Genomic DNA, 21857 nt, shown 5'->3' with positions numbered 1-21857 from the left:
GTTCGCGGTGCGTGTGTGTGGCGCGCGTCGTTCGGGGGTCTGCTGGCTAAGGGGTGTGATCGCCCGCGCCCCGGGGTCACGGGGGGTGAGCTCGGCCGGACCGAGCTCACCGCCACCCGCCTACGGCAGCAGTACCGGCTGATCCACGGCGTAGCGCCAGGTCCCGTCGGCCTGGCGGCGGGCGATCTCCACGGCGATCTCCCCGGTGGTGAGGGTGGTCGCGGTCAGGGCCACGTCCTCGCTCACCAGCGTGGGGTGCTGGCGGCCCGGGATCAGGGTCGGTGCGTGAGCGACGAAACCCTCGTAGACCTTGCGGATCTCCGCGTGCCCGGTGGCCACGCTGCCGGGCGGGAAGGCGAGCACGGCAGTGGGTTCGTAGAGGGCGACGAGCCCGTCCACGTCGCCGGCGTTGCCGAGTTCGATGAAGAGGTTGGCGAGCTCGTGGGGGTCTTTGGCGGTCTTGTTCTCGGTCATGAGAACAACCCTGTCAGCGAATCACGACACCTTGTGTCATGTATTTATGACAGGATTTTTCCATGCGCGCGGATCGCTTGGTGTCGCTGGTGCTGCTGCTGCGCCGGCGTGGTCGCATGTCCGCGCCCGACCTCGCCCGAGAGCTCGAGGTGTCCACCCGGACGGTGCTGCGCGATATCGAAGCACTGTCCGCGGCGGGCGTGCCCGTCTATGCCGAACGCGGGCGGCTCGGCGGTTTCGCCCTGCTGCCGGGCTTCCAGACCGAGCTGACCGGACTCAATCACGACGAGGCGCTGGCCCTGCTGGTGGCCGGATCCCGGCGCGGTGCACAGGCTTTCGGCCTCGCCTCGCCCCTGGCCTCGGCCATGCGCAAGGTGGTGGACGCGCTGCCGGAGAGCTATCGCACCACCGCCGCCGACGCCGCCGAGCGCCTGCTGATCGATCCGGAAGTCGATCTGTTCTCCCGCACGGTCGAGCCCCGGGAACTGCCCGACCCCGTCGCGACCGTCGTGCGGCGGGCGGTCCTGGCCGGGCACAAGCTGCGCATTCACTACACCGCGCTCAACCAGGAGGCCCGCTGGCGCACGGTGGATCCGGTCGGCCTGGTCACCGTGCGCGGCAACGGCTATCTGCTGGCCATGCGCGGGGGCGCGGAACGCACCTACCGGCTCTCCCGCATCCTGGACGCCGAGGAACTCGACGAACCCGCGCAGCGCCCGGACCGCGTCGACCTCGACCGGGCCTGGCGCGAGCACGGCACCAAGTTCCGCACCGGCGGCGATCAGGTGACCGTGCGACTGCGGGTGAATCCGGCCCGGCGCGAGGAACTGGTCGGCACCGCGCTGGCCGTGCTCGCGGAGGAGACCGAGCCCGACGGCCGGCTGCTGCTCACGGTCACCTTCCAGGACCCGAGGCACGCCGAATGGGCGGTGTGGCAGCTCGCGGGCAACGCCGAAGCGCTGTCCCCGCGATGGTTGCGCACCACCCTGCGCGATCGCGCGGCAGCGCTCGCGGCACAGTACGACGAACCGGTGTGATGACACGACGAACCCGCGTGACGGCGAACGTCACGCGGGTTCGTGATATCCGGTCCGGCGAACTCAGCCCTTCGCGGTCTGCTCCGGTCGGTAGAACCACGCTTGCAGGTCGAAGTCCTCGCGAATCTTCTTCTGCTCCACCAGGAACTGCTTGGTCCCGGTCAGCAGGGTGACCCCGCGCTCGGAGAAGTTCTCCTGCGGGAAGTAGTCCCGCTGCGCGGCGGCGCGTACCACGGCCTCGGGCAGTTTCGACTGGGAGACTTCGTAGTTCACGTAGTCCTCCCAGTGCTCCTGGGCGTACTTGTTCGCCTCCGACAGCACCCGCTGCCAGGTGCCGCCGAAGTCCGGGTTGGTGTCCAGGAACGGCTGGCTGCTCACCGACGAACTGGTGCCGGCCAGGGCCGGGTGATTGTCCGCGATGGAATCGACCTGGTGGAAGCCCTTGGCCAGGAACGCCCGGAAGTAGGAGTTCGGATTCGTGTCGGGCAGCGCGACCGCGTCGATCTCACCGCTGGTCAGCGGCGCCTCGGCATCGGTGGACAGCAGGTGGATCAGCTGCGCGGCCGCCACGCCCTCGGCCTTCAGCGCACCCTGCAGATACCGGTCGATGTACGAGCCGGACTGCACCCCGACCTTCTTGCCCGCCAGATCCTTCAGCGTGCGGATGGCCGGATCCTTGGCCACCACACCGGCGTTGTACCCGACCGCGGCGATGGACAGCAGCCGCGTCTGCAACCCGCTGCCGCGCGCCACCAGCGCCGGGGTATCGCCGTAGGTGGCGACATCGAGCCGCCCGCCGACCAGCGCCTGATTCAGGTCCGGACCGTTCGGGAAGCTGAACACCTCGATCTTCTCCGCACCCAGCGGCGCCAGCGCGGGCAGCAGCGCCCCGCGCTGGTGGGCGAAACCGAGCGGGCCGGTCAGCACGTTGCCGGAACCGATGACGCCGATGCGCAGGGTCTCGATCTTGGTGCGGGTCGCCGAGCCGTCGTCGCCGCCGGAGCAGGCGGACAGCACCAGCGCGAGTGCGGCGACGGCGGCGGGCAGAACACGTTTGAGCTTGGACATGAAGAGCTTTCGGGAGATCAGAGTTCGGACAGGCGCGGGGGTGGCGCGCCGTGGGGCAGGCGGGGGCCGACCGCGATGAGGCTGCCGGGCTTGCGACCCCGGCCCCAGCCGATTTCCTTGCGGTAGCGGCCGATGTGGTCCTGCGGGATCAGCGTGGGATCCGGCAGCGGGGTGACGTTCGGGTCCACGTAGAGGGCGTCGGTCGGGCAGTACGCCTCGCACATGAAGCAGGTCTGGCAGTCCGATTGCCGTGCGATGAGCGGGATTCCGCTCTCGGTCCGGTCGAACACGTTGGTCGGGCAGACATCTACGCATTTGTCGCAGGCGATGCAGTCGTCCGCGCGCACGAGCTCGATCACGAGGCCACCGCCAGTCCCGTGGTGGTGGCGGCCGCAGTGGTCGCGGTCCACACCCGGTCGAGTCCGCCGGAGAGGATGTGATGGTGCTGGCCCGGATCCAGGTCCGGATGATCCGCGCGCTTGCTCATTCCGCGAGTTTCCTTGCGGGCCAGCGTCGATTCGTACATGAGCCGGCCGACCGCGGTGATCGCCGCGGCCTGCCGGTTGCGCACCCGCTCGTCGCCGGTGCCGCCGCCGAGGGTCTGCGCGCGAGCCCAGACGCCGTCCAGCGCGTCCAGGGCCGGGCGGATGCGATCGCCGTGCCGCAGGTAGTTCTTCTCGAAGGGGATCAGCTCGTGCTGCGCGGCGGCCACCACCTCCTCCGCGGTGACGGACTCCCCCGCGTCCGGCTCCAGACCGGTGCGCCCCGCACCGGTGAGCGCGGCGTGATCGGGACGCGGTGCGCTCAGGGCGAATCCGGCCGCGCCCTGTCCCGCCCAGCTGCCCGAGGACATCGCCCACGCCGAGTTGTGGCTGCCGCCGCCGGTGAAGCCGCCGCAGATGCGTTCGCGGGTCGCCGCGTCCCCGGCGGCGTAGAGCCCGGGCACCGAGGTCGCGCAGAGATCGTCGACGACGTCGATGCCGCCGGTGCCGCGCACGGTGCCCTCCGCGAGCAGGTCCACCTCGAAGCGATCGGTGAACGGGTCGATCCCGCGCCGGTCGAACTGCAGGAAGAAGTTGGGCTGACCCACCCGCATCTGCGCCTGCACGGTGGCGTCGGCGCGGTCGAGCTGCGCGAACACCTTCTCCGACAGCAGGGTTCGCGCGATGACCGAACGTCCCTTGGTCGAGCCCGCGCCCTCGAGCACGTCGCCGTTCTCGTGGAAGAAGGTGGCGTAGCCGTAGTAGGCGGTCTTGGTGACGGTCGAGCCCTTGGGCACGATGGCGTAGGCGTTGGAGAACTCCATGCCCGAGAATCGCGCGCCCACCTCGGCCGCCATGAGCGCGCCGTCGCCGGTGTTCACGTTGGTGCCCAGCGCCCGCGACAGGAACGCGCAGCCGCCGGTGGCGAGCACGACCGCGCCCGCCGCGATGCGATAGTCCCGGTCGAGCTGGCGCTGGTACCCGGCCGCGCCGCGCACCACGCCGTCACCGTCGATCAGCAGTTCCAGCGCCGGTGAGTGATCGAGGATCTCGACCCCGGCGCGCTTGACCCAGGCGCGCATCCGGCGCATGTACTCCGGGCCCTGTACGCCCGTGCGCATCGACTTGCCGGTGTTCGGATCGACCGGGAACGGGTACCGGCCCTCGACCGCGAGGCGGTTCATGTTGGTGTAGGTCTGGTCCAGGACCCGGTCCATCCAGTAGTGGTCGGCCAGGTGCCCGCCGAGGGTCTCGCGGCTGGCCTTGGCGTTGGCGCGGGCGGTGGCCTCGGGGGCGACGTACCAGACGCCGGTGCCCGAAGGCGCTGTGGCGCCGCTGGTTCCGGTGTAGCCCTTGTCGACCAGGATCACCTCCGCGCCGCTCTCGCGGGCGTGGATCGCGGCCCAGCAGGCGGCGGGGCCGCCGCCGATAACCAGGACATCCGTGCCGATCTGCCATGTGTCGGTCATAGGTCCGCTCCTGTCGGTGCATCGGGGTTCACGCCGAGCGCGATGAGCAGCCGGCGGCGTAGTGCGGAGAATTCGGGATGGACCACCGAGCGCGGGCGGGCCACGGTGATGTCGAAGGATTCGGCGATGGCGCCGTCGCGCAGGACGAGCGCGCGATCGGCCAGCAGCAGCGCCTCTTCCACGTCGTGGGTGACCAGCAGCACCGATTGCCGGTGCTGGGTCCAGAGCCGGGCCACCAGGGCCTGGGCCTTGAGGCGGGTCAGGGCGTCGAGCGCGCCGAAGGGCTCGTCGAGCAGCAGCAGTTCGGGATTGCGCACCAGGGCGCGGGCCAGCGCGACCCGCTGCGCCTCGCCGCCGGACAGCGTCGAGGGCCAGACATCGGCTTTGGCGGCGAGCCCGACCTCCTCCAGCGCGGCGAGCGCCTGTCCTTTGGAGCCGCGGTCCACCCCGAGAGTGACGTTGCGCCACACGGTCATCCACGGAATGAGCCGGTGCTCCTGGAAGACGATGGCCTTGGTCTTCGGGGCCTCGAACACCCCGGTGAAGCCGCGATCGAGGCCGCCGAGTCCGCGCAGCAGGGTGCTCTTGCCCGAGCCGCTGGCGCCCAGCAGCGCCACGAATTCGCCCGGGGCGATGTCGAGGTCGACGTCGCGCAGGACTGTGCGCCCGCCGAAACTGCGGGCCGCGCCGCGAATACGGACGCCGGCGCCGATGGTCGTGGTCATCACTGTCCTTCGAATCCGGTGCGCCAGGACAGGAATCGGCGTTCCAGCAGGCGCACGAAGGTGTCGGTCAGCAGGCCGAGCACCGCGTAGATGACGAGCACCAGGAAGATCTGGTCGGTGCGCAGGAACTCCTTGGCGTCGTTCATGAGGAAGCCGAGCCCGACCGGGGTGGTCTGCATCTCCGCGACCACCAGGGTGAGCCAGCCGATGCCGAGCGCCTGGCGCAGTCCGACCAGGATCTGGGGCAGCGCGCCGGGCAGGATGATCTTGGTGGTCAGCTCGAATCGATTGAGGCCCAGCGATTCCGCGGCCTCGACCAGGCGGCGGTCCACCCCGCGGATGCCCGCGAGCACGTTCAGGTAGATCGGGAACACCGGCGCCACGATGATCAGCGCGATCTTGAACGGATCGCCGATGCCGAACCAGATGATGAACACCGGAACCAGTGCCAGGGTCGGCAGCATGCGCAGCGCCTGCAAAGGTCCGTTGACGAGATCCTCGGCGGCGCGGAACAATCCGGCCGCCGCGCCCAGTACGAGGCCGATCGAGATGCCGATGCTCAGGCCGATCGCAACCCGCTGCGAGGACGCCGCCAGGTGCCGCCACAGCTCGCCGGTGCGAATCAGCTCCCAGCCCGCCTCGACGACCTCCGAGGGCGCCGGGGTCGTGGGGCCGAGCCAGCCCCGCGCGCCCAATTGCCACAGGACCAGGACCAGCACCAACCCGGAGGCTTTGCGCGCCGTGCCGATGACGCGGCGGATCCGGGTTCCCGATTCCGGGGTGGCGGCCTCGACCGGTACCGGGGCGACGGCAGGAGCGAGGGGCTCCAATTGCAGTGTCATGGACGGTGTCCTCACCCGAGAAGAAGTGTGCGGACACCGTAAGTCCGGGCACCGGCCCGAACGTATGGTTGCGATCAGCCCGATCCTGAATCCCGGACGCCGCCGGGCACACTGCCCGAAACGTTTGGTGCTTTTGCGTATTGACAGTTAGTGACCGATCGGTTGCAATGTTCGTGTGACCTACGACACGATCATCAAAGGCGCCCGCTGGTTCGACGGCACCGGCGCGCCCTCCGCACTTCGCCACCTGGGACTGCGCGGGGATCGCGTCGCCACGGTCTCGGCGGAACCGCTCGACGAGACCGGGTGCCCGCACGTCATCGACGCCACCGGCAAGTGGGTGACGCCCGGAATGATCGACATCCACACGCATTACGACGTGGAGGTGCTACGCGCGCCGGCGCTGGCCGAGTCGGTCCGGCACGGCATCACCACGATCATGCTCGGCTCGTGTTCGCTCTCGACCGTGCACGTGGAGGCCACCGACGCGGGCGACCTGTTCGGCCGGGTCGAGGCGATCCCGCGTCAGCACGTCATCTCGGCGGTCGCGGACAAGACCTGGCGCACCGCGCACGAGTACGTCGAGGCCCTCGAAGAGCTGCCGCTGGGGCCGAATGTGGCCGCCATGCTGGGACATTCGGACATCCGCACGGCGCTGATGGGGCTGGACCGCGCCACCCGCAAACGCGTGCAGCCCAGCGCCGCGGAACTGGCGGCCATGGAGGGCGCGCTGTGCGAGGCGCTCGACGCCGGATTCGTGGGCATGTCCGCGCAGCAACTGCTGTTCGACAGGCTCGACGGCGATGTCGCGCGCTCGCGCACCCTGCCCTCGACCTACGCCGGCGCCCGGGAACGGCGGCGGCTCAATCGCATTCTGCGCCAGCGTGATCGGGTGCTGCAGGCCGGTCCGGACATCGCCTCGCCGCGCAGCATCGCGGCCATGACGCTGAGCACGCTGGGGCTGTTCCGGCCCAAGCTCAAGACCACCCTGCTGTCCGCGGCCGACCTCAAGGCCAATCCGTACCTGGTCTACATCATGGGTCCGCTGGCGCGCCTGCTGAACCGGCTGGGCGGGGACTTCCGCTGGCAGCATCTGCCGGTGCCGTTCGAGGTGTACGCCGACGGCATCGATCTGGTCATCTTCGAGGAGTTCGGAGCGGGCGCGGCCGCCCTGCACCTGGCCGATCAGGTCGAGCGCAACGCGCTGCTGCGCGACGAGGCGTACCGGCGCCGATTCCGCCGCGAATACGACGCCAAGTTCGGGATGCGGGTGTGGCATCGCGACTTCTTCGACGCCGAGATCGTGGACTGCCCGGACAGCGCGGTCATCGGCAAGACCTTCGGGCAGGTGGGCCTCGATCGCGGCGGGCTGCATCCGGTCGACGCGTTCCTGGACCTGGTCGTGGAGTACGGCACCAAACTGCGCTGGCGCACCACGATTTCCAATCACCGGCCCGAGATCCTCGATCGCTACAGCGCGGATCCCGGTGTGCAGCTGGGCTTCTCGGACGCCGGAGCGCACCTGCGCAACATGGCGTTCTACAACTTCGGGCTCCGGTTCCTGCGCCGGATCCATCGCGCGGAACAGGCCGGGCGGCCTATCATCTCGCTCGAGCACGCGGTGCACCGCATGACGGGCGAGCTCGCGGACTGGTACGGCATCGAGGCGGGGCGCCTGCGCGAGGGCGACCGCGCGGACCTGATCGTCATCGATCCCGCGCACCTGGACGAGAGCCTGGAGGACTACGCCGAGGACGTCATTCCCGCGTATGACAATCTGTCCCGCATGGTCAATCGCAACGACGCCACCGTCTCGGCGGTCTTCATCGGCGGCGAATACGTGTTCGGCGACGGTGTGGCGGCGCCCGCGCTGGGCACCCGCCGCACCGGCCGCTTCCTGCGGGCGGGAGGCCGATGACGGCGACGATGGGACGTCGCACCCAGGCCGAACGCAGCGCGGCGACCGTCGCCGCGCTGGTCGAGGCCACCATCGAGGCCATCGGCGAGGTCGGCTATCACGGGGCCTCGCTCGGTGAGATCAGCAAGCGCGCCGGCATATCCAAGGGCGCGATCTTCCGGCACTTCGATTCCCGCACCGATCTGGTGGTGGCCGCGGCGAACGAGGTGCGGCACCGGCACATTCGCAGTGCGGCCGAGGTGATTCGGCCCGAGAACCGCACCGGGCCCATCGATCTGGTGGAACTCATGATGCGGGTGCGCGGTCAGATTCGGCATCGAACGAACGCGGTGTGGTTCGAACTGCTGGTGGCCGCGCGCACCGAAGCCGATCTGCGCGAACGTCTCGAGCCGGTGGCGCGGGCGCTGCTGGACGAGGTCGAGGAGTTGGCCGTGGCCGCGCTGTCACCCACGCTGCCCGCGGATATGGCCCGGCTGCTGGCCACCTCGCTGATTCACATGTTCGACGGCGAGGCCATCTTCCGCTCGACCTACCCGCGGCCGGAGCTCGAGGAATCGCGCATCACGCACATCGCCGACGCGTTCGAACAGCTGACCGGGGCGGCTGCCGACGCGCAGGGCCGGGACTCATAGCCGCAGACCCGCGTCCACGATGGCCGCCGCGACCGCGTGCAGGCGCAGCTGTTTCTGCCGGGCGTAGCGCCGGATGGTCTCGAACGCCTCGTCGGTGGTGATGTCGTTGGTCGTGGCGATGACGCCCTTGGCTTGCTCGATCACCACGCGCGATTTGAGCGCGTGCTGCAGCTGTTCCATCAATTGCTGCTGCTGGCGGCGCTTGTCGGCGTTGACGACGTAGCCGGTGGCGATGTCGGCCAGCACCCGGGCCGCCTCGATCTCGGCGGGTTTCCATTCCCGCCGGGTGACGTCGTACAGGTTGACCACGCCGACCGGTTCGCCCAGGTGCATGGGAATGCCCATCGCGGACACTATCCCGTGCTCGGCGGCGACGGTCGTGTAGTTCGGCCACCTGTCCATATGCGCGGTCAGATCCGCGACGGGGACCGGTACGCCCGATTCGAAGGCTTCCATGCAGGGACCCTCGCGGGTGGCTTCCTGGCAGCGTTCTATCGCGGCGATCGCCTCGTTGGGCGCGGTCACGAAGCGCAGCTGGCCGTCGGTGTAGAGCGAGACTCCCGCGCCGGCGAGATCGAGCACCGTGGCCACGCCGTCGACCAGCTCGTCGAGGGCCGTGGGCACGTCGTACTCGGTGGGCAGCAGGCGCGCGAAACGAGCCAGCACCTTCAGCAGTGCGTCACTGTCATAGGACATACCAACCTCCCGTGCGTCGTTGTCCTGTCCTTTCGCACTACCCCGGTGCGCGGTCACAACACGGTGACAACCGTCCCGCCGCGCCCGATCCGGACATAATGTCCGGTCCGTGTGCCCCTGAGCACGGCGTCCGCGGGTGCGCCGGGCTATCATCTGCTTCGAATCGAAAACGACTGCCGGCCAGTATGTTCGGTTCGCCCTTTTCCACCCCTGACCCCGGTGGCAACGGTTCATTTCCGACCATTGGGAAGGCATCGTCAGATGCGCGTAACGAACATCACCGGTTTCCGGCCGTACCGGCGTGGCGACTCGCCGCGACACCGATCCGGCGGATAGCCGCGCCCCCGCCGGCAACCGGCGACCCTCCAGCTCTGCCCTCCAGCGTTCGCCACGGCGCTCAGCATCCGCGGTCCGCCGGGCCGCTCCGCGCTCGTCACGCCCTGTCTGGGTGTGGCCGCCGTCGTGGCCGCGTACGGCATGTCCTCGCATTCCACGACACCCCGCCGTCAGCCGGGGACCCCACCCCCTCCAGGAGCGTTCGTGCACCTTCTCGGCCAGCCCATCACCGTCCTGCTCGTGGAAGACGATCCCGGCGACGAGATGATGACGCTCGAGGCCCTCGGTGAGAACGAGGCGCACAACACGGTCTTCGTGGCCCGGGACGGCCAAGAGGCCCTGAACTTCCTCTACCGCGCCGACCCCCACTCGACCGCGCCCCGCCCCGACCTGATCCTGCTCGACCTCAACCTCCCGAAATACAACGGCCGCCAGATCCTCGAGCGCATCAAGACCGACCCCGACCTGTGCACGATCCCCGTGGTGGTCCTGACGACCTCCTCCGCCGAGGAAGACGTGCTCAGCAGCTACCGCCTGCACGCGAACGCCTACGTCACGAAACCCGTGGATTTCCCCCGCTTCCAGGAGGCCATCAAACAGATAGACGACTTCTTCGTCCGCACCGCCCGCCTCCCCACCCTCTGACGGTCGGTATATGGGATGGACGCGGTGTGCCACTCCGAGCGCACCATCCCCTGATTCGGCAAAGCCATTCAGCGGCAACGAGTCTGGTGCGTCGGGATCGACTCGCACGTCTGCACGGCGAGGGTGGTGCGGCGCTGGGCCGAGTTGCTCGTGAGGACGGGCGGTGCGGCGGGCGGGCCATCGGCGCAGGTGAGGGTGGGATAGGTTGGGCGGAGGGGCGAGTGGAAGGGCGGTGGTCGGGATGGGTGACGCGGACAAGGTGAACTGGAAGCACCTGAAGACCCGGGTGCCGGACGACGGGGATCGGGCGGCGTTGCGGGCGGTGCTGGTGGAGCGGGCGCTCGCGGTGCGCGAGCGGGGCTGGGACGCGTGCCGGGCCGAATGGTCGCCGGGTGAGGTGGCGGACGTGGCCTATCTGCTGAACGATTCGGCCGTTCTCGACGAGGTCGAGGAGCACGAGGGGTCGGTGCTCACGCGCTACGCGGGAAATCTCTACGGGTTCAACGGCGCGCGCAAGGACATCGCGGCGGGGTTGGTCGGAACACAGGAATGGTTCGCCGCCACGCGGGCGGAATTGGCCTCCCGCTGAGGTCGGCGCGGGTTTCCGGGAATAAGCCGGAATATAGCGCATTGCGATCAGACTGACCGCAAACGCTTACATTTTCCTCGACTCGAGTTGCCATGTGTGTGCTGTCCGAGAAGTTGGAGCACACCAGCACCGAATCAATCGAGGGAAAACGTCATGGGTCAGAATTCGTACCGGTTTGCTGCGGGCATCGCCGCGCTCGGGCTGACGGTGCTGGCCGCACCGCCCGCGCAGGCCGATCCCGCACCGCTGAACGGTTTGTTCGCCCTCGCGCCCGGTGTGTGCGCCAACGGCGCGGTCACCGGCAGCTTCTTCCGGATGATCCTGCCCACCGGCGACGCGAGCGGACCCTACCTGCAGAACAGCGATTCGCGGTGCAGCGATCAGACGGTGACCCCGCTGTCCGCGGGCAGCGACGGCGGCCTCGTCACCGGCGGCTACCAGCCCCAGCCCGCCGCGGCGTTCGACGGCGCGGGCAACGCGGTCTCGGGACGGGTCACCACGCCGGTCCGGTTCTACGGCGTCGACTTCGCCACCGCCACCAACCCCGTCGATCCGCAGACCGGTACGGGCGCTGCCCTGCCGCAGCTGTTCAGTGACGGCGGCCGCCTGACGGGTGATCTGAGCAGCCTCGGCGTCACCTGGAACAACCAGGTCTTCAATCAGGGTTCGCCCAAGCCCGGCGGTGGACTGCCGGGCAAGACCGGTCCGATCAACGGAAGCATCGACGCGGCAGGCAATTTCGTCATCGAGTGGACCAGTCAGATCGTGGGCGGGCCGTTCAACAACTTCACCGGACTGTGGCATCTGGCCGGGCAGTATCGCGGCGCCCTGCCCCAGGCCGCGCCCGCCGCCGCGCCGCTCGCGCCCGCCGCACCGCAGGCCGTTCCCCCGGCCGCCGCCGCGCCCGGGATCGATCCGGTGGCTCCCGCGCCGGCTCCGGCAGGCGCCGCGCCCGCGGCGGCCTCCACCACCGCGCCCGCGCCGCAGACCGCGCAGGCCGCCCCCGCCCCCGTCGCACAGGTCACCGAACTTCCTGCGAAGCAGAGCAATTCGTGGCTCATGGCCGGACTCGTGGCCCTGGCCGTCGTGGCCACCGGCGGCGTGTTCGGGGCGAACCGCCTGGCCCGCATCCGGATTCGGCGATGACGGCGGCGCCACCGTCGGCCGGGCTCCCCGCCTACGCCGACTACGTCTCGCACGTCGAGAGCGCGCCGCCGCGAGCGGGCAGCCGCCTGCCGTTCCTCGCCCTGATGGCGCTCGGTGTGCTGCTCGTGACCGTCCCCCTGGTCACCGGCATGTTCCCGCGAGCGGTCAAGGGCGAGGCCATGATCGCGGCCTTCGAACCGCACATGAGCCCGGACAGCCTGGGGAACTACCGCGCCGACTTGCGGGTGCTCGGCGAGGCCCGCGCGAACCTGCTCGCACTGCGGGCCGCCGGGCAGGAGCCGGGCCGGTTTCCACTCATCGATACCTTCGTGCGGGACTACCCGGCCATCGAGTCCGACCTGACCGGCATGGTCGACCGGATCGAGGCCAACCGGGACAACTACCGAAAGCTTTCGGGCACAACGCCGTTCGGCACCCTGCCGTGGCTGCTCGCGCTGCCCGGACTCGTGCTGATCGGAGCGGGCGGCTTCGGCCTGCGCAGCGTGGCCCAGGGCCGGCGCGGGGTGGGCTGGTACGGCGTGGCCGCGCTCGCCGGAGCGGGCCTGCTGCTGGTGCCCGCCACCGGCGGGCTGTTCCAGGCCGCGCCCGCCGCGCAACCGCTGATCGAGGACTTCCGGCCGATTCTCACGCACGAGCGCGTGCGCGCGGTCCAGGGCTACTTCGTGACCATCGTCGGCGCGGACGGCGAGCTGAACAGCCGCTACTCGGGGGCACTCGCGGCCGCGCATCCCGAAGCGGACCGCGCGGGCATCGCCGCGCTCGAGGCCCGCTGGCAGCCCATGACGGCCCGGTTCGCGAGTCTGGTCGGCGTCCTGAACGACAACGTCGAGAACTTCGATGCCGTTGCCGCGCTCGATGATTCGACCGCTCCGCTGGGCGTCACCGCGTTCCGCGTGCTCGGCTGGGGTTTCGCGGTCCCCGGCGCGCTGGCCCTGGCCGGTGCGGCAGCCGGCGTGCGGCTATCCCGTGTCGATTCCCGCCCCGGCGGTTCCCCAGGAGGTGCCTCGGCATGAGAATTCTCGGACGACGGGCCGGGCGCGTCCTCGCCGCGCTCGCGGCAGTGGCCACCGTAACGGTGACCGGCTGTGGCGCAGGCGATTCCGGCGCACCCGCGAGCGGTCCAGAACAACTGACGGGCCTACTGCGCTTCACCGCGGGCGCGGTCGCCGGCGACTCGGTGTCCGGCACCTGGTTCCGCATGGTCCAGCCCGGCGGCACCCCAGCCGACGGCCCGTACATGCCCAACGGCGACTCGCCCGCGCAGGGCGGTTCCACCACGCTCCTCGAGCCCGGCACCGAGGGCGGGCTGCGGATCGGCGGCTACCAGAGCGAACCGATTCCCGCCTTCGCACAGGGCAATTCGCTGGCCGCCTCCATCACCAAGCCGACCAAGTTCTTCGCCGTGGAATTCGGCACCTCCACCAATCCTGTGGACCCGCAGACCCGGCGGCCGGTGCCCCCGCCGACGGTGATCAACGACAACGGCACGCTCACCGCCGATCTCTCGGCCTGGGCGGCGTCCTGGAACGACCAGGAATTCAATCAGGGCGCCCCCAAACCGCCGGAGAAACAGGGCGCACAGGTCGCGGGAGCCGAACAGGTGCAACGCGTCTGGGACTGGGTCGCCCAGCGCTGGTTCGACCGCCCGAGCGCAGACGCCGCCCAGGGCCCCTCGGCGACCGGCACCTACGACCCGCGCACCCGAGCCTTCACCCTCGAGTGGACCAGCCTCATCGTCGGCGGGCCGTTCAACGGCTTCACCGGCGTGTGGCACCTGGAGGGCTTCTTCGAACCCGGCACGACGGCGGGTCCGGCCACCACGACATCAAGGAGTACAGGGCGATGACTTCCGCCGACACCACCCGGCGACCGGGCGTAGCCGCGGCCATCCGCGCCGTCGCCGCGCTGACCGTCATCGGCAGCGCGGCCGCCGTCACGGCACTGACGGTGCTGGACGACGAGCAGCGGCCGGTCGCCTCGACCGCCACCGCGCAGACCCCGGTCACCGCGGCGAGCGCGCCGGTCGCGGCCGCACCGACCGCCGCCGAAGGTGCGGTCTCCGCCCCGGCCCCGGCGGACGTGCCGGCGGGACAGGCACCGAATGCGAGCGTCGCACTCGGCGTTCCCGGCGCCGGCGTGCCGCCGGGCGCGGGTGCGGGCCCGGGCGCATCGGTCCCGTTGAACCCGGGTGCCGGGCCCGCCGCATCAGTACCGCTCAATGCGGGCGCGGGGCCCGCGGCTTCGGTTCCGCTCACCTCGGGCGGCGGACCCGCGGCGTCGGTCCCGTTGAACGTCGGCCCCGGCGGTTCGGTTCCGGCCACGGACCCCGGCACCCCGCTGGCCGCCGCCAACCCGTTCGCCACCGCCCCGGTCGACACCCAGCCCGCCTGCCCGCTGGGCTGGCCCGCGCCGAAACAACAGGGCGGCCTGGCGTCCCTGATCGGCCTGGCTCCCCTGGCCGGCCCGTTCTCCTCGGAGGCGTTCGCGCTCGGCTCGGTCTACCAGCCGATCCTGCGCCTGGTGGGCCCGGTGCTGGCCGAGATCTCCCCGGTGATCACCCAGCACCAGCCGCTCATCGATCCCCTCATAGCCCAGGTACAGGGCGTGGAAGCCGTTGTCCTGGAAGCGATCCTGCCCTACTACGGCCCCTACCGCGCCCAGCTGATCGCCGCAGAGGGCGAGCTGGCCAAGACCCTGGCCCCGATCCTGGACCGCGCCTACAACAGCGAGATCGCCTCCTGCTTCGTGGCGTGGCAGGGCCAGATCATCGAGCAGGCCAAGGGCGGCCGCATCACCGTCGCTTCCCTGGCGCACCCGGGCACGGTGGTCGAACTCGGCCCGAAGGACTGACACCGCGCGCCCACCGCCTGGCAACCGGCGACGGGCTACGCACCGAAAGCGTTGCGCGCGTCCGCAGAGCACCAGCCCGGCGGAGGCGGCCCGCCCGCCCCGCCCCGCAATCCAGCACCTGTCGGCGCACGGTCCCGGCACTGCCCTGTGCGTTCGGCACGGAACCAGCGCCGCCCCTACTCTGACGCTGTATAACCGGACACTGCCACAGGCGAGTCAGCCTGTGGCAGTTGATGTTCTGCGCTCCTACGCTGAAATTCCTCTTAGGGGGCGAGCAGCGTGATGCAACGTTTTCTCTTCCTGTTCGTGGCGCTGATCGCCGCGGCATCGACCTACGATTACTGCCGGTCGCCGGGCTACTACCCGATTGTCGCGGCGGCGGGTGTCATGCTCACCCTGCTGCTGGTCGAACGCGCGATCCGGTAGCGCGACATGGCAGCGAAAAAGACTCCGGGGCAGCCTGTCTCGGTGCGCCGGACCCGGGCGCCGCCATCCGAGCGGCCCCGGACCCGCGCTACAGGTAGCTGCCCACCGCGGTGGTGTCCTCCGGTGCGGCCTGGATCCGGGTGGGGTGATCACGCGCTTCGATCAACTCCGCCAGGGTCATTCCGCCCGGCTCCACGGCCGGTTTCGGGCGGTTGCCGAGTTCGCGATCGAGCCAGGCCGCCGCTTCCACGGGCGAGAGCCGTCCGACCTCCAGCTGCGCCAGGCAGCGGCCGGGGCGCACCACCGCCGGGTGCAGGCGGGACAGGTTCTCGTTGGTGGTGATGGCCACCAGCACGTCCCGGCCCTGCCCGAGCATGCCGTCGGTGAGGTTGAGCAGGCGCGAAAGCCCCTGTCCGGTGGACTCTTTCGCGGAGCCGCGAATCAGCTCGTCGCAGTCCTCCAGCACCAGCAGCCGCCATTTGCGCTTGCTGTCGTCGTAGGTGTCGACCCCGATCGCGACCTCCATGAGGTAGCCGGGATTGGAGAACAGCACCTCGGGATCGAGCACGCAGTCCACCTGGCACCAGGACGACCATTCCCGGGCCAGCGCCCGCAGCGCCGACGTCTTGCCGGTCCCGGGCGGGCCGTGCAGGAGCAGTAGCCTGCCGCTGACGTCCTCGGCGCGCAGGGCCATCAGCCTGCCCAGCGCGGCACCGATGTCGTTGCCGTAGTTCTGCTCGATCTCCGCCCAGGTGGAGGCGCCGATGGCGCGCTCGCGGCGGTTGAAACCGTGTGCGCCGCTGTGCCAGAAGCCCATGGACACCTGCGTGTCGTCGGATTCCTCGGCGACGGTGGCGTCCTTGGAGCACACGTCGATGACGGTGCGCGCCAGTTCCTCGGTGACGGCGCTGACGTGCAACATGGCGGTGCCGTTCGTGCGGCGCAGCACCCGCAGCATCCAGCCGTCACCGGCCGCGAGGGTGGTCCGGGTGCTTTCGTCGTCGCTGGTGCGCAGGATCCGCGCGTCCTCCGGGCACAGCGGCGCGTCGGGTTTGACCCGCTCGAGCTCGGCCGACAACGCGTGCGGCTGCTCGCCGCTCACGAAGGGCGCCAGCCCGAGCGCGTCGATGATGTCGCGCGGCGAATCCGAGTCGTCCAGGCTCATCACCCACGACATCGCCGCGGGCGCCGCCTCTTCGCGACCGACCAGCCGAAGTCGTTCCTGGGGTGTGGAAGTCATTCCGACGATGATCCGGATTACGCCCGGGCGGGTCCACCGAATTTTCGATCTTCAACGGGGCGCGGGTTTGTCACCCGTGACAAGCGCCCGGCGGCCGATTTTCACCTCTGACAGAAACAGCGCGCTGACCCCGCGCGAGCGCAAATCCACTGCTACCGTCGGGAATCGTCAGCGCGGAAATATCCGGCGGGCAATGGAATAGGCCGCCTGCTTGCTGGCGCGGTGGCCTCCGCCTCCGGTGATACCGGATCGGAGGCCACTTCCCGCCCCGGTTTCCACTGCACCGCAACCCATCTCGAATCGGATATTCCGGAACTTCCACGCGTGCTGCGCCGAATGCTCGATGGTCGCCGAAGGCCCGTGCGAGAATCGAGACAGCCGCATTCGCTCTCCACGCGGCACAGGTTGGCCGTGATTCAGTGGGTTGCCGCCGGGCCGGAGCTGGTACCGCGGGGCGGCGCCGATGGTGATCTTTCACCACCACGATGGTGTGCGGAGACATCGACGACGGAACGACCAGCGCGCCCGTCGTGCATCGAACGCGAAATCACCGGGAACTACCCACTCTTCGCGCATCCTCAACGATCCACAGTGCGGAATCGAGGAGTCCTCAGATGCAAACGCCCGCCTACACCCGAGGGTATCGAAGCGGCTACCGCCAAGGGTTCAAGCAAGCGATGCTCCACAACCCGGAGAGCGATCCACCGGACCCGGTCGTGCCGGCCGGGGTCGGTGACTATCCGTACGGCTTCAGCGAGGGCTACGACACCGGGTATCACAACGGACTGGCCCGCCTCGCCCACACCGAGGCCCGCGGCCGCTGACGCCGGTGCGCCGATGAGGCCCGCACCCGGGTCGGGGATCCCCGGGTTCGGACCTCAGGCCAGCCACCAGGACACCGCGAAGACGACGAAGGTCGCCGTCACCAGCACCACGGCCAGCGCCTGGGCGAGCCGCGGCCGCCGGCGTTGGAGCCGCTCCACGGCGACATACAGCCCGCCGATGGCCAGGATCGGCAGCACCGCCGGGATGATCAGTGCGACCAGCGGCCCGATGATCCAGCCCGCGATCCGGAACTTGCCCCACAGTGTTCCCAGGAGCAGCGGTATGACCAGCGCGCCCGCGATGCCACCGACGAGAGCTTGGACCGGTTCCTCACCGATCCACGGGACGCCCGGTATTCCGGGGGTGTCCAGCAGGTCGAGGGTCGACCACAGTCCGAGCAGCACGATGACGATCAGCGTGCCGTAGAGCGCGGCGCGGTAGTGCAGTTTCTGCAGCGGCGTCCAGTCCACCTGCCGCGCGTGGTGCATGGTCGCGGCGGTGACCGCGGCCCACACCATCCAGCGCCGGATGAGCCCGGTTCCGGTCTTGGCCATGGCATCTCGGAAGATGCGGTCGGCCTCGTCGCGGAAGATCTCGCGCTGGGCGATGTAGCTCGCGGGCTCGTCGCCGTTCAGCACCAGCCCGTCGTGCAGGATCGCGGCGGGCAGATGCGCCCCGGTCTTGGGCACCAGCCAGGTCAGGAACGCGGGCACCGAGGTGAGGTCGGTGGTCCAGTTCTCCAGGTCGGCGGGCACCAGAATCGTGCCGAGCCCGATCCCGGGGGCATCGTCGTTGTAGCCGATCCGGCGCAGCAGCCGGAACTCCTCGCGCCGGGTCTCGTCGTTGAAGCGCCGATCCAGCACGATCGTGAGGTCGGGTTCGGGCTCTTTGGGAGTGTCGTCGGGCCCGCCGCCCTCGGGTGTCACCGGCCCGGGCGGGCCGGGCGGCGCAGCCGCCGGGGGCATGTTCACCACCACCGCGTCGGGAGCGACAGCGTCCGCGGCCGCCTCGGCCGGTGCCCCGCCCGCGTCGTAGAACGGTCCGCTGTCCTGCTCCACCTGGAGCTTCATCGATCCAGGATGACAGCCCGACGATACGAACCGATCTAGTTCTGACGGCGTTTCGCTGTCGAATTCCGCAGGTCGGACCGGGTGCCCGGTCCGGCGGGCCGTGTCAGCGCTCGCGCACGGTGAGGGTCAGCGCAACCGGGGTGGAGACGGCCCCGCTCTCGTCCGGACAGCAGGCGCAGTCCTGTGCGGCGGCCGGCGATGGAATCGGCCGGGGCGCAGGGGAACTCACGGGCACGAGCGGGCGGAGCCGGCCCGCCCGGAATGCGTTGGCGATGACGAAGACCTCGGCGATCTCGTGGATCAGCACGACGGTGGCCAGACCGAGAACGCCCAGGGCCGCGAGCGGGACGAGCGACAGGACGATCGCGGCCGACAGCCCGATGTTCTGCAGCATGATGGTGCGCGCGCGGCGGGCATGGGCCAGGGCCTGCGGGAGGTGGCGCAGGTCGGTCCCGAGCAGGGCGACGTCCGCGGTCTCGATGGCGACGTCGGTTCCCATGGCGCCCATGGCGATACCGACGTCGGCGGTGGCCAGGGCGGGGGCGTCGTTGATGCCGTCGCCCACCATGGCGACCGCGCCCCGCCGTTGGGCGCGCAGCCGGGTGACGCGGTCGGCCTTGTCGGCGGGCCGCAATTCGGCGTGCACGGCGGTGATCCCGGCGCGGGCGGCGAGCGCGTGTGCGGTGCGGGTGTTGTCGCCGGTGAGCATCGTGACCGTGACCCCGGCCGCGTGCAGAGCCGCGACGGCTTCGGCGGCCTCGGGGCGGAGATCATCGCGAATACCGATCAGGCCCAGCACTTCCCCGTCGTGTTCGACGACCGCGACGGTCGCCCCCGCGTCCTGCAGGCCGATCACCTCGCGGTGCAGCCCGGCCGGATCCACCCAGCCCGGCTTGCCGAGCCGGGCGGGCTTGCCGTCGACGGTGCCCTCGAGCCCGGCCCCCGGGATGGTCGAGACATCAACGGCGGGGTCGGGATTCGGTGCGGCCGCGAGTATCGCCGCGGCCAGGGGGTGTTCGCTGCGCGCTTCCAGCGCGGCCGCGACCCGCAGGATTCGTTCGACGGGCACCTCGGGTGCGGGTACGACGTCGGTGACGGCGGGCCGGTTCGCGGTGAGGGTTCCGGTCTTGTCGATAGCCACCGCGCGGACCGCGCCCAGGGTTTCCAGGGCCGCCCCGCCCTTGACCAGCACGCCGAGCCGGGTGGCCGCGCCGACCGCGGTGACCACGGTGACCGGCACGGAAATGGCCAGGGCGCACGGCGCGGCCGCGACCAGGACCACCAGGGCGCGTTCGAACCAGAGTGCCGGATCACCCAGCAGCGCACCGCATCCGGCGATGAGGGCGGCCAGCACCATGATCGCCGGGACCAGCGGGCGAGCGACGCGATCGGCGATGCGCTGGCGCACGCCCTTGCGCCGCTGCGCGTCCTCGACGATCCGCACGACCTTGGCGAGCGAGTTGTCCCGGACCGTCGCGGTGGCTTCGACGAGCAGCACCCCGTTGGCATTCACCGAACCGGCGAACACCGTGTCGCCGGGACCGGCCTCCACGGGCATGGACTCACCGGTGATGGCGGAGGTGTCCACCGCCGACCTGCCCTCGCGCACGATCCCGTCGCTGGCCACGCGTTCGCCCGCGCGCACCACCATGACCGCGCCGACGGCCAGCTCGGCGGGTTCGATGTCGTGTTGAGTTCCCGCCCGCAGCACCGTGATTCGCTTGGGGACCAGGGCCAGCAGCGCACGCAGGCCGCGCCGGGTGCGCGCCAGCGAATGCTCCTCGAGCGCCTCGGTGATCGAGAACAGGAAGGCCAGCGCGGCGGCCTCGGCGTACTCGCCCAGCGCGAGCGCGCCGACCAGGGCGATGGTCATGAGCGTGCCGACGCCGATGCGTCCGCGCAGGAGCGCGCGCAGGGTGCCGGGGACGAAGGTCCACCCGCCCAGCCCGACCGCCCCGAGATAGGCGATCGCGCCCGCGGTCTCGGCGCCCAGTCGGCGCGCGAGGAAGCCCGCGATCAGGAGTGCGCCCGCGGCCAGCGCCAGGCGCATGTCCCGGACCTGCCACAGGCGCTGGTCGGTGTCGTCGGCGGGACGGTGTTCGCGTTCCCCGCAGCACGCCTCGCCCATCAGCAGCACCCGTCCCGTTCGGCGTCCGGGCAGCACGCGGGATCCACGGCCAGTACCAGGCCCAGCAGGTCGTCCAGCGCGCGGGCGATGCGCGGATCGGCCAGTTCGTACCGGCTGCGCCGGCCCTCCGGCACCGCCACCACCAGCCCGCAACCGCGCAGGCAGGCCAGGTGATTGGACAGGATCTGCCGGGAGACCCCGATGCGCTCGGCCAGTTCCGAGGGGTAACCGGGCGCGCCGCGCAGGGCCAGCAGGATCTGCGCGCGGGTGGAATCGGAGAGCGCGTACCCGAAGCGGGACAGCGCGTCACTGTGCACCATGGTGACCATGCGGCATACAGTACAGAATATTCTGTACTAATTGGTGAGGTGGTCCGCGCGTCGCTCGGCGAGTCAGGGGATCGCGCACCTCCCCCGCCTGCCCGGCCGTGCCCTAGGGTGCTTCCATGTCCGCGACCACCTGGCGGGGCGCGGTCCTGATTCGCCCCGGCGTCTTCGCCTTCACCGGCTCGATCGGCCCCACCGGAACACATGCGCACCACGCGGTGCAGATCATGGCGGCCGACCACGCCATGACCGTTGCCGACGCGGACGACAGCCTGTGCACGGGAACGCAATTCGTCATTCCCGCCGACACGACCCACCGGATCACGCGGGGTGCGACGGCCGGCGCCGCGGTCTTCCTCGATCCGGAATCCGCAGCGGGCCGTGCCGCCGACCTGCGCGCGCGAACACTCGGCTGGACGGGCGGACCGGCGCTGATCACCGGCGCCGCGACCGGCATCGCGCTCGATCGGCTCGTCTCGGACCTGATCGACACGCTCGCACCAGAGGGTGATCGCGCCGCGACCGCGCCACGGCATCCCGCCGTCCAGCATGCCCTGGACCTGCTGCCCGCCCTGGTGGCCAACGGCACGGTCGGTACCGCCGACATCGCCACGCGCGCCGGTCTTTCCACCAGCCGCCTCACCCACCTGTTCAGCGCCCAGGTCGGGCTGCCGCTGCGGCGCTACGCGCTGTGGCTGCGCCTGACCCTGGCCATCGCCGAGGTCGCCGCCGGACGCGATCTCACCACCGCCGCGCACGCCGCCGGTTTCTCCGACAGCGCGCACCTGACCCGCACCTGCCGGGAGAACTTCGGTCTCGCGCCCTCGGCGCTGAGCCGGAACGTGCTCTGGCACATCGCGCATGCGCCGTAGCCGAATCGTTCAAGCCGCGCGCGGGTGCCGCGACCGAGGA

General features: G+C 70.5%; 23 protein-coding genes. 12 read left to right on the top strand and 11 right to left on the bottom strand.

The window, feature by feature from the left end; genetic code table 11:
- Positions 1-120 precede the first annotated feature (120 nt).
- Entirely contained in the window at positions 121-474 is a 354-nt protein-coding gene (locus ACWIGI_RS22225; RefSeq protein WP_454204342.1) for a YybH family protein, read from the bottom strand.
- Between the two features lie 62 nt (positions 475-536).
- Here ACWIGI_RS22225 and ACWIGI_RS22220 point away from each other — a divergent pair, with 62 nt between their 5' ends.
- Entirely contained in the window at positions 537-1511 is a 975-nt protein-coding gene (locus ACWIGI_RS22220; protein WP_454204341.1) for a helix-turn-helix transcriptional regulator, read from the top strand.
- Between the two features lie 63 nt (positions 1512-1574).
- Here the strand turns inward: ACWIGI_RS22220 and ACWIGI_RS22215 are convergent, their stop codons facing one another.
- The 5 genes from ACWIGI_RS22215 to ACWIGI_RS22195 are packed head-to-tail and all read right to left on the bottom strand — an operon-like array spanning position 1575 to position 6097.
- On the bottom strand, positions 1575-2579 hold the full coding sequence (locus ACWIGI_RS22215) for an ABC transporter substrate-binding protein (protein WP_454204340.1): 1005 nt from the start codon (positions 2577-2579) through the stop codon (positions 1575-1577).
- A 17-nt stretch (positions 2580-2596) separates the two neighbouring features.
- Positions 2597-2938, bottom strand: coding sequence for a 4Fe-4S binding protein (locus ACWIGI_RS22210; protein WP_454204339.1), 342 nt, complete (start codon positions 2936-2938; stop codon positions 2597-2599).
- Entirely contained in the window at positions 2935-4530 is a 1596-nt protein-coding gene (locus ACWIGI_RS22205) for an FAD-dependent oxidoreductase (protein ID WP_454204338.1), read from the bottom strand. Before ACWIGI_RS22205 ends, ACWIGI_RS22210 begins: the two co-directional genes overlap by 4 nt.
- Positions 4527-5255, bottom strand: coding sequence for an ABC transporter ATP-binding protein (locus ACWIGI_RS22200; protein ID WP_454204337.1), 729 nt, complete (start codon positions 5253-5255; stop codon positions 4527-4529). The genes ACWIGI_RS22205 and ACWIGI_RS22200 overlap by 4 nt, the downstream gene beginning before the upstream one ends.
- On the bottom strand, positions 5255-6097 hold the full coding sequence (locus tag ACWIGI_RS22195; RefSeq protein WP_454204336.1) for an ABC transporter permease: 843 nt from the start codon (positions 6095-6097) through the stop codon (positions 5255-5257). Before ACWIGI_RS22195 ends, ACWIGI_RS22200 begins: the two co-directional genes overlap by 1 nt.
- A 175-nt stretch (positions 6098-6272) precedes the next feature.
- On the opposite strand from ACWIGI_RS22195, the gene ACWIGI_RS22190 reads away from it, so the two are divergent.
- Positions 6273-8015 carry an N-acyl-D-amino-acid deacylase family protein gene (locus ACWIGI_RS22190; protein WP_454204335.1) on the top strand — a complete coding sequence of 581 codons (1743 nt, stop codon included), beginning with the start codon at positions 6273-6275 and terminating at the stop codon, positions 8013-8015.
- 8 nt (positions 8016-8023) lie between these two features.
- Positions 8024-8647: a TetR/AcrR family transcriptional regulator gene (locus ACWIGI_RS22185; protein ID WP_454204334.1), complete on the top strand. Its 624-nt coding sequence runs from the start codon at positions 8024-8026 to the stop codon at positions 8645-8647.
- On the opposite strand, the gene ACWIGI_RS22180 is transcribed toward ACWIGI_RS22185, so the two are convergent.
- On the bottom strand, positions 8642-9343 hold the full coding sequence (locus ACWIGI_RS22180) for a GAF and ANTAR domain-containing protein (RefSeq protein ID WP_454204333.1): 702 nt from the start codon (positions 9341-9343) through the stop codon (positions 8642-8644). The two genes, ACWIGI_RS22185 and ACWIGI_RS22180, sit on opposite strands and share 6 nt — an antisense overlap.
- 540 nt (positions 9344-9883) lie before the next feature.
- Here ACWIGI_RS22180 and ACWIGI_RS22175 point away from each other — a divergent pair.
- The 7 genes from ACWIGI_RS22175 (at position 9884) to ACWIGI_RS22145 (ending at position 15356) form a co-directional block, all read left to right on the top strand.
- Positions 9884-10324 carry a response regulator gene (locus tag ACWIGI_RS22175; RefSeq protein ID WP_454204332.1) on the top strand — a complete coding sequence of 147 codons (441 nt, stop codon included), beginning with the start codon at positions 9884-9886 and terminating at the stop codon, positions 10322-10324.
- A 241-nt stretch (positions 10325-10565) separates the two neighbouring features.
- Positions 10566-10913, top strand: coding sequence for a hypothetical protein (locus ACWIGI_RS22170; RefSeq protein ID WP_454204331.1), 348 nt, complete (start codon positions 10566-10568; stop codon positions 10911-10913).
- Positions 10914-11066: 153 nt separating this feature from the next.
- Positions 11067-12059 carry a hypothetical protein gene (locus tag ACWIGI_RS22165; protein ID WP_454204330.1) on the top strand — a complete coding sequence of 331 codons (993 nt, stop codon included), beginning with the start codon at positions 11067-11069 and terminating at the stop codon, positions 12057-12059.
- Entirely contained in the window at positions 12056-13093 is a 1038-nt protein-coding gene (locus ACWIGI_RS22160) for a hypothetical protein (RefSeq protein ID WP_454204329.1), read from the top strand. Before ACWIGI_RS22165 ends, ACWIGI_RS22160 begins: the two co-directional genes overlap by 4 nt.
- A complete protein-coding gene (locus tag ACWIGI_RS22155) occupies positions 13090-13926 on the top strand; it encodes a hypothetical protein (RefSeq protein WP_454204328.1) in 837 nt (278 codons plus the stop codon). The genes ACWIGI_RS22160 and ACWIGI_RS22155 overlap by 4 nt, the downstream gene beginning before the upstream one ends.
- Positions 13923-14930: a hypothetical protein gene (locus tag ACWIGI_RS22150; RefSeq protein WP_454204327.1), complete on the top strand. Its 1008-nt coding sequence runs from the start codon at positions 13923-13925 to the stop codon at positions 14928-14930. Before ACWIGI_RS22155 ends, ACWIGI_RS22150 begins: the two co-directional genes overlap by 4 nt.
- Before the next feature lie 282 nt (positions 14931-15212).
- Positions 15213-15356 (top strand): DUF3309 family protein, encoded by a 144-nt coding sequence (locus ACWIGI_RS22145; protein WP_454204326.1) that lies wholly within the window; start codon positions 15213-15215, stop codon positions 15354-15356.
- Positions 15357-15444: 88 nt separating this feature from the next.
- Here ACWIGI_RS22145 and ACWIGI_RS22140 read toward each other — a convergent pair whose 3' ends face one another.
- On the bottom strand, positions 15445-16596 hold the full coding sequence (locus ACWIGI_RS22140) for a DUF5925 domain-containing protein (protein ID WP_454204325.1): 1152 nt from the start codon (positions 16594-16596) through the stop codon (positions 15445-15447).
- A 677-nt stretch (positions 16597-17273) separates the two neighbouring features.
- On the opposite strand from ACWIGI_RS22140, the gene ACWIGI_RS22135 reads away from it, so the two are divergent.
- The gene (locus ACWIGI_RS22135; protein ID WP_454204324.1) at positions 17274-17420 is read left to right on the top strand and encodes a hypothetical protein; all 147 of its coding nucleotides are present in this window, start codon (positions 17274-17276) and stop codon (positions 17418-17420) included.
- 54 nt (positions 17421-17474) lie between these two features.
- Here the strand turns inward: ACWIGI_RS22135 and ACWIGI_RS22130 are convergent, their stop codons facing one another.
- The 3 genes from ACWIGI_RS22130 to ACWIGI_RS22120 all read right to left on the bottom strand — a co-directional run bounded on the left by ACWIGI_RS22130 (position 17475) and on the right by ACWIGI_RS22120 (position 20948).
- Positions 17475-18491, bottom strand: coding sequence for a DUF1353 domain-containing protein (locus tag ACWIGI_RS22130; RefSeq protein ID WP_454204323.1), 1017 nt, complete (start codon positions 18489-18491; stop codon positions 17475-17477).
- A 103-nt stretch (positions 18492-18594) separates the two neighbouring features.
- Positions 18595-20619 (bottom strand): heavy metal translocating P-type ATPase, encoded by a 2025-nt coding sequence (locus ACWIGI_RS22125; RefSeq protein WP_454204410.1) that lies wholly within the window; start codon positions 20617-20619, stop codon positions 18595-18597.
- Positions 20619-20948: an ArsR/SmtB family transcription factor gene (locus tag ACWIGI_RS22120; protein ID WP_454204322.1), complete on the bottom strand. Its 330-nt coding sequence runs from the start codon at positions 20946-20948 to the stop codon at positions 20619-20621. Before ACWIGI_RS22120 ends, ACWIGI_RS22125 begins: the two co-directional genes overlap by 1 nt.
- Positions 20949-21064: 116 nt before the next feature.
- Here ACWIGI_RS22120 and ACWIGI_RS22115 point away from each other — a divergent pair, with 116 nt between their 5' ends.
- Entirely contained in the window at positions 21065-21817 is a 753-nt protein-coding gene (locus ACWIGI_RS22115) for a helix-turn-helix transcriptional regulator (RefSeq protein ID WP_454204321.1), read from the top strand.
- Positions 21818-21857 lie beyond the last annotated feature (40 nt).

The organism is Nocardia sp. NPDC055321 (assembly GCF_053645575.1).
This window is presented reverse-complemented; position numbering and strand designations above follow the sequence as displayed.